The following is a 14,536-nucleotide window of genomic DNA, read 5'->3' as shown; positions in this document are numbered from 1 at the left end:
GGAAATTTTTATCTGGTATTCGGTAATTTTTACATGCGCTCAATCCGTTGTTGTTTGGAGCGCTTTAACCCGATTTAAGTTGACTGGGCGTCATGCCCGTCCAGCGTTTAATCGCGCGACGAAAATTAGGCAGGTTGCTGAACTTTGCAGACTGGGCCGCTTGTTCGTTAGTGAGTTGCCTCACTTTAAGATCAAACAATACTGTCTGAGACTTCACCTTATCATGAAGATTTTGAAAACTACTACCATGAAGTTTGAGCTTGCGCTTCAAAGTCGCAGGACTGATAGCTAAGGCTTCTGCCATATCTTCCAGATTGTTAATGTTTTCTCGTTGCAATTGTTGTTTTACGTATTGTAACAGCCCGGTTCGTTGCGGTACTTTGTGCAGTTGCTGGGAACATAGTTTGCGGTGATGTTTTCTGGCCAGAAGACTGCTGTTAAGCAGTTTTTTATCTAACCATTCATTATCCACAGCGATCATATTCAATGGGTAGTTAAACGTCAGGCGGTGCCCCAGATTTTCTTCGTATTGATAAATGTTGCGCGGTCGATTCTGTTGGAAATAAAAATGTAGTGGAATTTGATGGCCAATGTGCCATTTGCAGGTGGCATTGATGACAGTGCACAGCATTTCAAAGAAAAACAGCTGTTGCGGTGAAACAGCAACAGCATTTTCGACAATCAGCCAGGTTTTATTCTGGTGTTGTTTACAGGTGACATATAACCAGGGAAACATCAGGTATTGGTAACATTGCATTATACGCAACAGATCCCTTAACGAATGGGCATTGTTGATTAACTCAGATATATCCGGGTTGTGATTCGGGAACAGTCTTCTGCCCAACAGAAAGCTGAGGTCGTTGCTTTTTACTAGCTTTTGCGCGTTGCTTAGTAGTTTTTCAATTTGTTCAAAGCTCAAATAGTGCTGGCGACGGTACAGGTCTTCATAAAAAATACCAGTGCCGCGCAATAATTGCTCGGTATCAGCGCCGCGATTTCGGCAAAGATCGATCAGTTTGACTACCAGGCTTTGGCAATCAAATTGTTTATCTTTGAGTTCAAACCAGGCTCGGTTCATGCGGCTTTGACTGCTCTTTTGTCCAGTTTTAATTGCTCCATCTGAGCGTTGAGCTCGCTGAGCAATAGCTCGGTTCCATGACTGTCATCCGCTTGTAGTGAGCAAATACTGACCTGACAGTGAAAGTCATGTTCTTCTGCTAAGGGGTTAAAATTACGTTTTTGTAGGGCTGCTTCAAGATGGGAACCGATGCTTCTGGCTTCAGCCTGTTGCGTATCTGGCAGCAGAATAATAAACCGATCACCTGCATAGCGGCTTGCCAGGTCAGTAGCGCGTAACTCGAACATAATAAATTCAGAAATTTCTCTTAAGAATTGATCGCCACGAGCGTCACCAAAACGACGATTAAAAGCGTCGAAATGATCAATATCCAGTAGCAATAAACTGAAAGGCTGAGCACCGGATTTGAGGTTATTCAACTCCAACTCTATTTGTTGCTTCATGTATTCTGCACTATAGAGACCGGTGATAAAGTCCATTAACCCGTGTTCCCGATATACACGTTCTCGGCGGCGCAATTGCTCGTTTACTGTGAGCTGCTCTTTGTGCCAGTGATAAAGGCCAATACTCATCAATATCATGCCGATAGGTGCCGGAATGGATTCGTATGCAGTTAACCAGGCATGATTGTCTGGATATAGGAAAAACTCATCCAGTAAGTCCAGCAACATACTGACATGCATAAACAATAGACCCACAATCAGCAACATGGTTACCCGGCCTGCCGGGCGGCTGATCAGTGTGAAAAATATCCAGACCAGGGTCATCAGGGTAATACCGCCTTCTCCCAACGTGTCACTCCATTCGAATTCGCTGGCAGGCTTAAGTTCACCGATACTGGCGGCAAACAGCACTGTGACACTGATAAATAACAATACCAATGTGATGAGTTTGCTGTGCAGCTTTAACAGTTTGAAGCTCATGGTTTGTGTCCTTAATGAATTCGCGCGTATTTTAATCTAAGGAGGGCCAAGGCAATAGGGTCAAATTAGCTCATACAATTTCCTCTTTGGCCGGAATGCATTGCTGGCGAACCGCAAAACTACTTCTCTGGTACGGATTCCGGTTAGCCATAACTAACTGAAAAATAGTTGTTTTTATCTGAGAATCAAATCAGCTCAGTTTAACCTGTGAGGGCTTACTATTTGTAGATTTCCTCTGGGGTTACAGGTGAGTTGTCATATTTTTGCAGTGTAATTGTCATATTCCCTCATTACTTTGCGCCCAGCTTTTACTTCCCGCATTCGGGTTTAACATCATTTCATAGGCAATAGCATGCAACACACAACATTTCGTAAAAGTATTATTGGGCTGGCCTGTACGCTGGCACTGTCGGGCGCACCGGCATATGCCGAGGGCGATTTGTCCGGAAAAGTCACTAATGCAGACCGCAGCGTATCATTAGAAGGTGCTTTGGTGGAAATACCGGCATTGAATCTGAAAGACGTAACCAGACGTGATGGCAGCTTTCGCTTTTATAATTTGAAAGACGGCGTATATCAGTTGCGCGTAACCTATCTTGGGGCGGAAACGAAATCTTTTCCGGTGGAAATTAAAAATGGTGAGGATATCAGTACCAGTCTGGCGATGGGAGGCAGTGAAGCCGAGCTAGTCGAACTATTGGTGGTTGGGCAGCGCGCTTCTCAGGCCAGCGCTTTAAATCGTCAAAAGAACGCCAACCGGGTGACGTCTATCGTTTCTGCGGATGCGATTGGTCAGTTTCCCGACCAGAATGTGGCTGAGTCACTACAACGTTTACCAGGCATGTTTATTCAGCGCGATCAGGGCGAAGGCCGATTCGTGGGTATTCGCGGCATCGACCCTAACCTGAATAACCTGACCATTAATGGCGTAAATATTCCGTCCCCGGAAAGTGGTGTGCGCAGTGTAGCTATGGATGTCATTCCTTCTGAGCTGGTGGATAGTCTTGAAGTCAGCAAAACCGTTACTCCTGATATGGATGCCGATGCGGTAGGAGGCTCGATTGAAGTAAAAAGTCTGAGTGGTTTAGATCGGCCGGCAAATTCATTTAGTTTTACCGGGCAGTTAAGCCAAAGTCAGTTGCGTGATGAAAGCAGTCCCAAATTATCGGGTAGCTACAGTACCGCCTGGGAATTGCAAGGTGGTAATCGCTTTGCACTTGCCACTGCAGTTAGCTGGGCAGAACGGGAATTTGGCTCAGACAATATGGAAGTTGATGGTGGCTGGGGTCACTATGACATCGAAGATGAAGCCATCGGTGAAGAGGTTGAGATATTTTCTGCCGAAGAAATTGAGCAGCGAGCTTATTGGGTAAAACGTGAACGCACCGGATTGGCACTGAACCTGGATTATCAAACCGCCAACAGTGATTATTACCTGAGAACCCTGTACAGCGTGTTCTCTGATGATGAGTATCGCTTGCGCAATGAATACAAGCTGTCTGATGGCAATCTGCTGAGCTACAGTGACAATGCCGCTCAGTTTATTGATGCTGAGATGGATCGCGATACCAAAGATCGCTTCGAAGAGCAAAAAATCTGGTCCAGTGTGTTGGGTGGCGAAACCCGGGTGGATAGCTGGACGCTGGAATACAGTGTCAGTTACGCGAAATCCAGTGAAGATGAGCCAGGGGCCGTTGAAGCTGATTTTGTAGGTGAAGAGCTGCAGCTTGGCTACACCACACTGGGACAAACACCAACCCTGACTCAATCAGCCAATACCCATGATTTGGCCAACTTTGAATTGGATGAAATTGTCTGGACGAACAACCTCACCGAAGACGATGAAGTGAGCTTTAAGTTTGATGCCAGCCATGACTTTGTCTGGAACAACCACAATGCGACTTTTAAAACCGGGATGAAATACCGCAGTCGCGAGAAGTTTCTGGATGCCAATGTGACCGTGTTTGATGGCGGCTTTAATGACGCCACCGGTGCTGATTTTGCGTTGGCTGAGGTGGACTGGGGATTAGGCAGTTTTGGCCCGGGTATCAACCGGACGCCGCTGCGCAACTTTTTTAACAGCAACCTTTCCGGATTTGAAATCAATGATCTGGACACCACTATCGAATCCAGTGGCGCATCTTACCAGTCCGATGAGGATATTTTTGCGGCATACGCCATGTTGGATCTGGACCTGAATAAGTGGAACATCATTTTTGGTTTGCGTTACGAAGACACCCAGTTTACTACCTCGGGAAATCGGGTTGAATTAATTGTTGATGAAGTAGCTGACGTGGAAGAAGTCGTAGTCACCAGTTGGAATGTGGAAAAGGATTATGATCACCTGTTACCCAGCCTGAATGTGCGTTATGACTTCAGTGAAAAGCTGTTGGCCCGCTTTGCCTATACGCAAACTATTGCTCGTCCCAGCTTTGAAAATTCTGCAGCATTTCAGTTGATCTCCAATGAAACTGAAGAAGACGATGGTGCAATCGAAACCAAGGTTGAGGCAGAGGTGGGGAATCCAGATCTGGACCCCTACGAGTCGCAAAACCTTGATCTGTCACTGGAGTACTACCCAGGCCACATCGGTATTTTGTCTGCCGGCTTGTTTTACAAAGATATCGACAACTTTATTGTGCTGACCGAAGTTCAGGACAATGGTCAATGGGAAGGCTTTGACGAAGTAATACAGCCAATAAATGGCGGCAGTGCCAGCATTACTGGTATTGAATTGGCATGGGCGAAAACCTTCCAAAATGGCCTGTTGTTTAGTGCCAATGCCACCTTTACTGATTCTGATGATGAGTTGCCCAATCAGGCTGACAGGGTGGGGAATTTGGCAATAGGTTATGAAAACAATCACCTTAGCGCCCGTCTGACCTGGAGTCACAAGAGTGAGTCTTATCAGTTTGATGACCAGGACGCCCCGGTTTATGAAGACACCCACAATCAAGTTGATTTGAATGTGAAGTACTACTTCAACGACAACATGCATCTGTACGTGAATGGCGTCAATCTGAATGATGAGCCGCTGTATCTGTATCACAACAACAGCCGTTATGCCTATCAGTATGAAACCTACGGCAGAACCTTCGAAATTGGGTTTAGCTGGAATAGTTTCTGATGTCAAAACGGGGGCTGATGGCAGCCCCGTTTAGGGTTTTAGTTGTTTTGGAACAAGTGATTTTTATGTTGAATATTCGATTACACCTCAAAAAAGCGCTGTTGTGCTTTAGTTTATTAATAATTTCGGTATCGGGTGTTGCCGTGGAGTTTCTCAGTGCGCTACCTAATCAGCAGTGGCTAGTCAGCACCTCTCAAGAGGGATTACAACTGCTGGATGATGAGCTTCGCAAGTTGGCACAGTTACCGGGGCGCTACGAGCAAACACAAGCGGTACAGCTTCGAAATGGCAACCTATTGATTGTTGCTGTCAATCAAAATAAAAATAGTTTGGATATTCTTCAGTGGACTGGAGATGAGCTGAATTTATTGCAACGTCAGCCAGAACCTTTGTTGGCGATCGAGGGCGTTTGTTTGTACCAGCCACGGGCAACTGACGATGTTCATGCTTTTTTGCTGATGGAGCACACTGAAATTGAGCAGCGCATTATCTATCATGGAAAACAGGTTATTCATCAGTCGGTCAGAAAATTGCCGGTGCCTGACGCCGTGACCGCGTGTGCGGTGGATAGTCTACGGGATAGATTGTACTACGTGGAAGAAGGTGTTGGGGTGTGGCATATGAGTGCTCATCCGGAAAGCGATAAGGGACGGACGGCAGTCGCCATGCAACAGCCTTTCGGGCATCTGAAAGAAACAGTGGAAGGACTGCAACTACTTGCTGATGGCAGCCTGATATTGCCACAAATTGAGCGTGGTAGTTTGCAGATATACTCGCCCCAAGGGGAGTGGCAAACACTGACGGTGGGTTCCTTGTCAGAAACCCTTGCCCTGCAAATTGTGGGTCACAATTCCCTGCAGTTGCTCACCGGTGACAATTTCAATGAGCTGGTGTTGAATAATCTTGCTATTCAGCAAAGCGACAATCCGTTGGTGACTGGTTTCCCGCAAATCATGCCAGCAGCAGAAACCGCGACCATGCAAAAATACGGGGATGCCGCCGATGATCCTGCTATTTGGTTTAATCCTGACAACCCTGAGAAAAGCCGCATTTTAGGTACGGATAAAAAGCGTGGCTTGGCGGTGTTTGATTTATCCGGTAAAGAATTGCAGTTTCTGGAAGTGGGACGGATCAATAATGTGGACCTGCGGCCCGGCTTTGTCTATCAGGAAAAAAACTGGACCCTGGCTTCAGCCAGTCAGCGAGACAATAACAGCATCAGCCTGTTTCTCATTGATGCCGATGGAGAGGTGAGCGTTGCCGGTGAGGTGATGACTAATCTGGATGAGGTTTACGGCCTTTGCATGTATCAGGGCGATGCGCAGCACTATGTTTTTATCAATGACAAAGACGGTCGCTATCAGCAGTATCAAATCACCCCGGATTTAAGCGGAAAATTAGTGCGTGAATTTAAACTGGCTGGCCAGCCGGAAGGCTGTGTTGCTAACGATGCCAGCCACGAGCTTTTTGTCGGTATTGAAGACAAGGGTATTTGGTACAGTTCGGCAAAAGCGGATACTCAACAAGCACCGGTGAACATCGCACTGGTTGGCGGACCGCTACAGGATGACGTCGAAGGCATGGCACTATATCTGAAAGATGAGCGAGCTTATCTGGTGGTATCTAGTCAGGGCAACAACAGTTATGCACTGTATTCTGCCAGTGCTCCGTTTGATTATGTGGGCTCGTTTCAAATTGCGGCAAACATCTCCGCAGGTATTGATGGCGCTTCTGAAACCGATGGCTTGGATGTCTCGGCCAATAACTTTGGAGGGGCTTTCAGTGATGGATTATTGGTGGTACAGGATGGCCGAAATGTTATGCCATCGCAGCCACAAAACTTCAAGCTGGTGGCGTTTAGCGACATTTTAGATGGCCTCAAACTGTGATGAGTAACAGGGAGTGTTTATGAGTTCGCGTACTGCCCGAGAGGCTGATTGTTTTCAGTCGCTGTTACAAAAACGCTATCCGCGCAGGTCTTTTTTGCAGGGGGCGTCGGTTATCACAAGCTCAATGTTGTTGGCACCTCTGACGGGATGTTCTTCTGACAATTTGGATGATGCTTCTGCAAACCAAGCGTCCTTAAATACTGACTGGCAGTTTAACAGTGTGGCTCAGGGACTGGATAAACAACTCAGTTTACCCGATGGCTATCAGTATGAAGTGTTGTTGCGGTGGGGGGATCCTTTATTTCCTGATGCCCCTGAATTTGAGCCACTAAGCCAAACCGCGGAAAAACAAGTGCGCCAGTTTGGGTTTAACAACGACTATGTAGGTTTCCTGCCGTTGCCCTTTGGCTCTGACAGCAGTGATCATGGGTTGCTGACTATCAACCACGAACATACAAAAGCTCGCCTGATGCACCCTGGAATTCGCAGTGAAGAGCAATTAGATCTGGAGCAAACCAGAGTAGATATTGCTGCTCATGGGTTGTCTGTCATTGAAGTTAAAAAGCTGCAAACCGGGTGGCAGGTGGTGAAGGGATCACGCTACACCCGGCGCATAACTCCTGACACCCCCATGCTGTTAACAGGCGCGGCGGCCGGGCATTCTATGTTGCAAACGCAACACTCCGAAGATGGCCTTGCCACCCTGGGTACCTATGGCAACTGTGCGGGTGGCATCACGCCCTGGGGTACCATTCTCACCGCGGAGGAGAACTTTGATAAGTACTTCAGCGGGGATATCGAGCAATTAGCGCACAAAGAAAACTTTTTGCGCTATGGGTTTTCCGGTGAGCAGGAAAAAAGCTGGAGTCAATATCACTCCCGGTGGGATCTCAATAAACAACCTAGTGAAGCATTCCACATGGGCTGGATTGTGGAGATAGACCCTTATGATCCCAATAGTGTGCCGAAAAAGCGCACCGGATTGGGGCGTTTTAAACACGAAGGTGCGAATGTCACGATTGCCCCTGATGGCCGCGCTGTCGCATACAGCGGAGACGATGAAAAGTTTGAGTATGTGTATCGCTTTATCAGTCGGGATACCTATAAACCCGGCAACGACAAAGCCAGCAGAGCCCACAATATGCAACTATTGGAAAACGGAGTACTGTCAGTGGCCAGGTTTTCTGAGAATGGAACCCTATCCTGGTTACCATTGGTGCATGGCCAAGGCCCGTTGACGGTTAAAAACGGCTTTAACAATCAGGCCGAAGTACTCCTGAATACCCGAAAGGCAGCGGATTTATTGGGGGCAACGCCCATGGACAGACCGGAAGATGTGGATATTAATCCGGTTAGCGGCAAGGTATATGTGATGCTGACCAAAAACGATAGTCGTCAGCCAGGTGAACTCAACGGTCCGAATCCGCGGGCATACAATCGCGGGGGACAAATTATTGAATTGTTACCCCCTGAGAACGCAGAGCAACAACGAGACCATAGTGCCGATGAATTTCGCTGGGAAGTACTATTACTAGCTGGCAAACCAACACCTGAGGATCCGAATTCGGTAACCTTTTATCATCCAGATACTGACGAAAACGGCTGGCTGGCCTGTCCGGATAATTGTGCCTTTGACCAACAGGGCAATGTCTGGGTGACTACCGACGGTGCTGAAGATTTTGGCGTGGCTGATGGCATCTGGAAGGTGGTAGCTGAAGGTGATAAGCGGGGATTGTCGCAACGCTTTATGCGGGCACCAATCGGTGCTGAAGTCTGCGGGCCATGCTTTACGCCCGATAACAATAACTTGTTTTGTGCTATTCAGCATCCTGGCGGAGATTCCAACTTTGACACCCCTGACACGCGCTGGCCGGACTATCACGCTGAAATACCGCCAAGACCGGCGCTGATTGTTGTTACTCAAACCCGATAATATCCCCGTGGAAGATTATTTAGTCTGGGTGATGCTCATCGCCAATGCTTGCGTTGACATGTTCAAGCAGGTATTTATAAAGTGCTTGCACAGGAGGAGTGGCTGATTTTCGGGACGGTGTAATTAGACTCAGTTGTGCCTGACCGGTTTTCCACTCAGGTAAAACCCGAACCAGGCTTCCTTCTGCGAACTCCTTGTGGCAGGTGTAGGCTGGTAAACTGACAATCCCTAAACCGTCCTTGGCGCCCTGAATCAAGGTGCTCATGTCATCACTATAGAGTTGCGGCTTGATGGCGATATCGGTTTCAGCCCCGGAATGATGAGTGAGCCGCCATTGATTACTGGTGGGTTGCCAGCCAAGTTTCAGACTTTGATGTTGCTGCAAATCCAGCGGAACGTTGGGCACACCAAGCTTTGCAAGATAGTCGGGACTGGCTACCAGACACCAGGAAACCCGGGTTAATTTGCGTTGAATATTGCTGGAGTCTGGCAGATTATTTATATGTCCCCGAATCGCTATATCCACACCTGATGCCACCAAATCGATGTTTTGGTTTGTTACCTGTTGTACCACTTCAATGCCAGGATGCGCTTTCAGGAATTGCAACATCAGGTCTTTAACTGCGTATTGCGCAACACCAATAGAACAACTAAATACTACCCGGCCGCTAAACAGTTGTTTTTTTCTGAGCATGGCGAATTCAGTGCTCTCCACTTTTTCCACCACAGATAATGCGTGACGGTAGAACTCTTCACCGGCGTCGGTGACGCAAAATTGTCGCGAAGTTCGCTCAATCAGCTTGATATCTAGTCGATCTTCCAGTTTCGCCACATGACGACTCAATCGAGACTTTGGCATATTAAGGGCCTGTGCGGCTGCACTAAATCCCTGTTTTTCCACCACATGCACAAAATAGAAATAGTCGTTGATATCAATCATCACGCAATGCCAGATCAGTCTTTATTTATCGTTCTATAAATGAAACATAGTTTTCGAGTTTTGGCTATAGAAGAATTTTTTGTTCTATTTATAGTGTTATTAAACAACCCAAGGCCATCGGCAAAGAGACTTTATGATTTTACAAGCAGCCAATACCCTTAATGCAGAGCGCAGCGCACAATCTGCGCTATCCACTTCAGGCGTTAAAAATGGCAATCCATTTGCCATTGGGGCAGGGTTTAATGCCATGTCTTTCAGGGAAAAAGACTTTGTCGGCATCATGGACCCCTTGGTGATGGTGGATCATTACCGCATGACTGCACCGACGTTTGGCGCTCATCCTCATGCCGGCTTATGTGCTTTATCCATCTTGTTTGAAGATTCACAAGGCCGGTTCCACAACCGGGACTCTCTGGGCAACGATTTTGATTTATTACCCGGAGATGTCTATTGGCTGAATTCAGGTTCGGGCGCTCTGCATGACGAAGCGCCGAGACCGGGTTCTGCCATTCATGGATTACAGGTTTTTATCAACCTTCCACAGTCCCGAAGAAACCAGCAACCCGAATCCTTTTTGCTTCGAGCCGAGGATATTCCTGTTATGGAAGATGACAATGCCAGAGTGAGACTATTGCAGGGACGATATCAGGCAATGCAAAACCCGGTATCACCAGTATTACCCATGACAATAATAGAAGGGAAAGTGAACCCTTTTCGAACTATAAATATTGATATAGAGCCGGGCCAACATGGCTGGTTGTATCTGGTATCAGGTGAATTGCAGCTGCAAACAGGACAGCAAAGCATTACTTTGCAGCAAGGACAGGCATTGGCAGTAAAACACAGTGGTACGGCAACTGAAGCTTCTATACAGGTGCAAAATAACGCTGAGGAACAGGCGCATTTTGTCTTTTTTTCAGCCAGCCCTATCAATGAAAGCTTTGTTCAGAAAGGCCCCATCATTATGCAAACCCACGAGCAAATTTTACGCAAGGAGCAGGAATATGCTGCCGGTAAATTTGGTTCGATTGGTTAGTTCAACAAATTAAGGTTTTATCAGGAGAAAACAATGAAGATATTAGCGTTTGCCGCCAGCAATAGTCGCAACTCAATTAACAAAGCGTTAATCAATTACGCTCTGACTTTAATACCTGAGCATGAAGTGGAGGTGCTGGATATTAACGATTACCCCTTACCTATTTTCAGTGTTGATCTGGAGCAGGAGCAAGGCATACCAGAAGTGGTTGGTGATTTTCTGGATAAAATTGCTGGTGCAGATGCCTTGCTGATTTCTTTTGCTGAGCACAACGCGAACTATACCGTGGCTTACAAGAACCTGTTTGACTGGGCTACGCGCAAACAACTCAAAGTGTATCAGGGCAAACCCATTGTGATGCTGTCAACATCGCCAGGCAAAGGTGGGGCGGCGAATGTGTTGACCATGGCTCGTAATTCCGCCCCTTACTTCGGAGGTACTGTATCAGGCTCGTTAGCCATTCCTGCGTTTTTCGAAACCTTTGATAAAGACACTAATCGCATAACAAATACTGAGCTGGATAAACAACTCAGACAGACACTGCGTCTGCTTGAGGCTTAGCGGCGCCTTTAGCTCGTTGCGCTAATTGTTGTGCCAGAGCCGTGGCTGATGCCAAAGCCTTGTTAAGGGATGCGCTGTGCCTTTCATCGTTAAACTCTTGATACTCAGAAGATATCTCGTGAATTTCTGTTGCGCCCAGGTATTTACTCAGGGTGCGTAAATGGGGGATGAGGTGGCTTTGGGCTTCCCTAATTCCGCCTTTTTCAAAGCCAAATTCACCACTAGAGGTAATGATGATCAGGGTTTTATCCTGCAACAGAGGCTGTAGTGGGAAATCTCCTCTGGCCAAATCAAAATCGAAGGTTTTATTGATACGCACCACTTGATCAAACCAGGCCTTGAGTTGTGCCGGCATGCCGTAGTTGTACATAGGTGAAGAAATAACGATAAGCTCGGCGTCTTCCACTTCCTGGATTAATTGGTCAGATAAAGCCAACATCTGCTTTTGCTCAGGGCTTTTATCCTCATTGGCTGTAAACACCGCGCCAATCCATTCCTGAGTAATAAAATCAGGCGGATTTACACCTACATCACGATAGGTATATTCATCTATGGAGCGAGTCTTTCGCCAACTTTCAATAAATTGATTGGCGATCTTTTTGGAAATGGAACTGTGCTTAGATTGGTCCTTATCAAAGGCTCTTACGCTTGAATCTATATGTAATATCTGGGTCATGGATTTATCTCCCGGTGTCAATTAATACCTGAAGAATAAATTCAAGGCCATTAGGTGACAAACGAGTAAAATACACATATAGATGAGTAATAATCATCTATAATCAAAATCCAGATGATTCTAAATAAGGCGAGCACCATGCAGGTATCGTTACAAGCCCTGAAAGCATTCGAAGCGGCCGCGCGGCGCGGTAGTTTTAAAGCTGCAGCGGAAGAGCTTTCGCTGACACCCACTGCTATTTCCCACCATGTGCAGAACCTTGAAAGCAGATTGAATGTATCGCTGTTTCAGCGCAGTGTCAGAAAAATTCATTTGACCGAAACCGGTAAAAGGCTGGCTGGGGCAACGAGTAAAGGCTTCAGAACTATTGAGCAAGCTCTGGAGGAAGTTAGTCTGTCTGGCAGAAAAGTTCTGGTATCTACTACAACCTCATTTGCGTCTTTGCTTTTAATCCCGGCTCTTGACGACTTTAAACGGCAATTTCCGGATATTTCAGTGGAGGTTTCTACCGGAGAAGCTATTGAAAATCAGCTCTACTCTTTGCCAATTCGTTTCGGAACTGTTGAAAATGTCCCGGTGGCGGATATTCTTTGCCACGAAAAGTTTGATGTTTTTGGGTCTCCCTCGGTTGTTTCAGCACAGAGACAGGGCAAACCCTTGTGTATTGCACTAACTAAATGGAAGAATCAGGCGTTGCACGAACCTCCACTGGAGAGCTGGTTGTCTCAAAACTTTGGTACTCAGCCTGATGTTGATTTGCTTAGTTATGACCAGGAGCTGATCGGGATCCAGCGGGCCGTCATGGGTAAGGCGCTGGTATTTTGCTCTGCTACACTGGTAAAACCTTTGCTTGAGGGGGGAGTGTTGCAATCGCTCCACAATAAGCCGGTCGCTACGGATTATTGTTACTACTGCCCAGATAAATCCTTATCAGACAGCAAAAATCGCATCACTTTCTTGAATTGGTTGCAGGCACTTTTATCCGCTTAAAATTTCAGGGATTCCGGGGCCAATAAACAGTGCTGTCAGAGCTTATCGTTATTGAGCCGGTGATTGTAATCCATAGGTTTCAAGCAGCGCCCGATAGCGGTCTGGTTTGGTTGTCATAAATCGATTCACCCTATCCAGCAACACAGATTCGTTAATGGTACTAAAGTAAAAATCTTGCTTGTCAGCTGGGTAGTCGTCGCGCTCATAAATAATCAGTTGCTGTTTTTGCGCGAAGTTTTTAGCGACTAACTGGTTGAGATAAATGGCATCTATGCGATTGTTACTGAGTAAGGTAAACAGCCCTTCTATGCTGGATAAATAGGTAAACCGAGAAAACTCCTGGGTGGCTTCGGGCACAGTGAAGCCCAGTGGAGCGGCAACCGTATTGATTTTGGTGTGGGGCAGCAATGCAAAAAATGCATCTTTATATATACCAGTTCCTCTATATATTTACCTATATCAGTGGGTACTGAAAAGCATTTAGACAAGGCGGATGTTTGCAGGTCTAGCGGGCCTAAATCAAAAACATCCAACACAGTATAAATGCTTTTCAGCCCCATCGAAGACGCGCCTCAGGAACATTATTTCTTTGTTGTGCGAAGTTCACAAGACCACCAGTATTCTTTCATTCGCACGCCTCGAACTAATGCCCCTGAGGCTGCGCTGAGAGGGCAAATATATAGCGGAACTGGTATTACTACCGGTCGGCTGAATACTTTGGGTTGCTGAAAATCATAATTCCATGAGGGATTATCGGGAAATTGCACATCTATATTGCCAACCGCCAGCTCTTTTTTGAGCCTTGCGACAGGAAACGGCAGCAATTCATAGCTAATGTCTGATTCTTTGGTTACCTCATCCAGCAGGGCCATCAAAAAGCCCTCAGGCGTTTGTCCATCAAAGCGCAAGATAGGGTAATAATCCAGGTTTTCCACCCCAACCAGGAATGTCTTGCTGGCCTCTTTCGCCAGACTGCCGTGCACAGCACTGAGCATCAGAATTAAAAAGATAAGACCATTGCGAATCGACATTTTTTCACGGTTTCAAAGGCGCTTTTGCGCTATTCGTTTCTCTGAGTATAGCAAGTTTAGAGTGATGCATGGGTTCGCGAGATTCATCATTGCTTCGCTCCGATTTGGGGATTGCATCATCAAACTTCGACAGGATCTTGGTTTTTACAGTTAACTATGGTCAAAAAGTTTACATGATGTATCATTTGTTTCACATGCTGGCGCTAATAATTGTCAGCGTGAGAGTTGTAAACACGACAGAGTCGCTTGAGCAATCAGTGCTGTGATGGCGTGTTTTATGGAATAGTGAAGTAATTATTGGAAGTAGTAAACAAGGATTATTCATGGGAAGAAGTAAATTTTTATTGGTGGC

The 14,536-nt window shown here is 46.5% G+C and carries 12 protein-coding genes; 6 read left to right on the top strand and 6 right to left on the bottom strand.

The features are described from left to right. Positions 1 to 64: 64 nt before the first annotated feature. Positions 65 to 1,078: an AraC family transcriptional regulator ligand-binding domain-containing protein gene (locus ACXAD8_RS13835; protein WP_475229675.1), complete on the bottom strand. Its 1,014-nt coding sequence runs from the start codon at positions 1,076 to 1,078 to the stop codon at positions 65 to 67. Then, positions 1,075 to 2,001 carry a diguanylate cyclase domain-containing protein gene (locus ACXAD8_RS13830; protein ID WP_475229673.1) on the bottom strand — a complete coding sequence of 309 codons (927 nt, stop codon included), beginning with the start codon at positions 1,999 to 2,001 and terminating at the stop codon, positions 1,075 to 1,077. Before ACXAD8_RS13830 ends, ACXAD8_RS13835 begins: the two co-directional genes overlap by 4 nt. Positions 2,002 to 2,353: 352 nt before the next feature. Here ACXAD8_RS13830 and ACXAD8_RS13825 point away from each other — a divergent pair, with 352 nt between their 5' ends. The 3 genes from ACXAD8_RS13825 (at position 2,354) to ACXAD8_RS13815 (ending at position 8,950) form a co-directional block, all read left to right on the top strand. Beyond that, complete coding sequence (locus ACXAD8_RS13825; protein WP_475229670.1) at positions 2,354 to 5,128, top strand: TonB-dependent receptor; 2,775 nt, start codon at positions 2,354 to 2,356, stop codon at positions 5,126 to 5,128. 65 nt (positions 5,129 to 5,193) lie between these two features. Continuing rightward, positions 5,194 to 7,017, top strand: a complete 1,824-nt coding sequence (locus tag ACXAD8_RS13820) for a phytase (RefSeq protein WP_475229668.1) — start codon at positions 5,194 to 5,196, stop codon at positions 7,015 to 7,017. Positions 7,018 to 7,036: 19 nt separating this feature from the next. Next, entirely contained in the window at positions 7,037 to 8,950 is a 1,914-nt protein-coding gene (locus tag ACXAD8_RS13815) for a PhoX family protein (protein ID WP_475229666.1), read from the top strand. A 19-nt stretch (positions 8,951 to 8,969) separates the two neighbouring features. Here ACXAD8_RS13815 and ACXAD8_RS13810 read toward each other — a convergent pair whose 3' ends face one another. After that, positions 8,970 to 9,890 carry a LysR substrate-binding domain-containing protein gene (locus ACXAD8_RS13810; protein WP_475229664.1) on the bottom strand — a complete coding sequence of 307 codons (921 nt, stop codon included), beginning with the start codon at positions 9,888 to 9,890 and terminating at the stop codon, positions 8,970 to 8,972. A gap of 133 nt (positions 9,891 to 10,023) precedes the next feature. On the opposite strand from ACXAD8_RS13810, the gene ACXAD8_RS13805 reads away from it, so the two are divergent. Both ACXAD8_RS13805 and ACXAD8_RS13800 read left to right on the top strand, forming a co-directional pair. Then, positions 10,024 to 10,926, top strand: coding sequence for a pirin family protein (locus ACXAD8_RS13805; RefSeq protein ID WP_475229661.1), 903 nt, complete (start codon positions 10,024 to 10,026; stop codon positions 10,924 to 10,926). Positions 10,927 to 10,959: 33 nt separating this feature from the next. After that, positions 10,960 to 11,487, top strand: a complete 528-nt coding sequence (locus tag ACXAD8_RS13800) for an NADPH-dependent FMN reductase (RefSeq protein WP_475229659.1) — start codon at positions 10,960 to 10,962, stop codon at positions 11,485 to 11,487. Here the strand turns inward: ACXAD8_RS13800 and ACXAD8_RS13795 are convergent. Beyond that, positions 11,456 to 12,163, bottom strand: a complete 708-nt coding sequence (locus ACXAD8_RS13795) for an FMN-dependent NADH-azoreductase (protein WP_475229657.1) — start codon at positions 12,161 to 12,163, stop codon at positions 11,456 to 11,458. The genes ACXAD8_RS13800 and ACXAD8_RS13795 overlap by 32 nt on opposite strands. A 138-nt stretch (positions 12,164 to 12,301) precedes the next feature. Between ACXAD8_RS13795 and ACXAD8_RS13790 the strand changes: the two genes are divergently transcribed. Further along, complete coding sequence (locus ACXAD8_RS13790) at positions 12,302 to 13,153, top strand: LysR family transcriptional regulator (RefSeq protein WP_475229655.1); 852 nt, start codon at positions 12,302 to 12,304, stop codon at positions 13,151 to 13,153. A 48-nt stretch (positions 13,154 to 13,201) separates the two neighbouring features. On the opposite strand, the gene ACXAD8_RS13785 is transcribed toward ACXAD8_RS13790, so the two are convergent. Together ACXAD8_RS13785 and ACXAD8_RS13780 are read right to left on the bottom strand one after the other, a co-directional pair. Further along, on the bottom strand, positions 13,202 to 13,561 hold the full coding sequence (locus ACXAD8_RS13785) for a hypothetical protein (protein ID WP_475229654.1): 360 nt from the start codon (positions 13,559 to 13,561) through the stop codon (positions 13,202 to 13,204). A gap of 173 nt (positions 13,562 to 13,734) precedes the next feature. Next, a complete protein-coding gene (locus ACXAD8_RS13780) occupies positions 13,735 to 14,184 on the bottom strand; it encodes a hypothetical protein (protein WP_475229652.1) in 450 nt (149 codons plus the stop codon). Between the last annotated feature and the right edge of the window lie 352 nt (positions 14,185 to 14,536).

It is taken from the genome of Planctobacterium sp. AWH2_060 (assembly GCF_056158425.1).
This window is presented reverse-complemented; position numbering and strand designations above follow the sequence as displayed.

What these genes read in the sequence shown, in the direction of transcription:
- ACXAD8_RS13805 (WP_475229661.1), top strand. Translation starts at nt 10,024, where the DNA reads ATGATTTTACAAGCAGCCAATACCCTTAATGCAGAGCGCAGCGCACAA.
- ACXAD8_RS13800 (WP_475229659.1), top strand. Translation starts at nt 10,960, where the DNA reads ATGAAGATATTAGCGTTTGCCGCCAGCAATAGTCGCAACTCAATTAAC.
- ACXAD8_RS13820 (WP_475229668.1), top strand. Translation starts at nt 5,194, where the DNA reads ATGTTGAATATTCGATTACACCTCAAAAAAGCGCTGTTGTGCTTTAGT.
- ACXAD8_RS13810 (WP_475229664.1), bottom strand. Translation starts at nt 9,890, where the DNA reads ATGATTGATATCAACGACTATTTCTATTTTGTGCATGTGGTGGAAAAA.
- ACXAD8_RS13825 (WP_475229670.1), top strand. Translation starts at nt 2,354, where the DNA reads ATGCAACACACAACATTTCGTAAAAGTATTATTGGGCTGGCCTGTACG.
- ACXAD8_RS13835 (WP_475229675.1), bottom strand. Translation starts at nt 1,078, where the DNA reads ATGAACCGAGCCTGGTTTGAACTCAAAGATAAACAATTTGATTGCCAA.
- ACXAD8_RS13795 (WP_475229657.1), bottom strand. Translation starts at nt 12,163, where the DNA reads ATGACCCAGATATTACATATAGATTCAAGCGTAAGAGCCTTTGATAAG.
- ACXAD8_RS13790 (WP_475229655.1), top strand. Translation starts at nt 12,302, where the DNA reads ATGCAGGTATCGTTACAAGCCCTGAAAGCATTCGAAGCGGCCGCGCGG.
- ACXAD8_RS13815 (WP_475229666.1), top strand. Translation starts at nt 7,037, where the DNA reads ATGAGTTCGCGTACTGCCCGAGAGGCTGATTGTTTTCAGTCGCTGTTA.
- ACXAD8_RS13780 (WP_475229652.1), bottom strand. Translation starts at nt 14,184, where the DNA reads ATGTCGATTCGCAATGGTCTTATCTTTTTAATTCTGATGCTCAGTGCT.
- ACXAD8_RS13830 (WP_475229673.1), bottom strand. Translation starts at nt 2,001, where the DNA reads ATGAGCTTCAAACTGTTAAAGCTGCACAGCAAACTCATCACATTGGTA.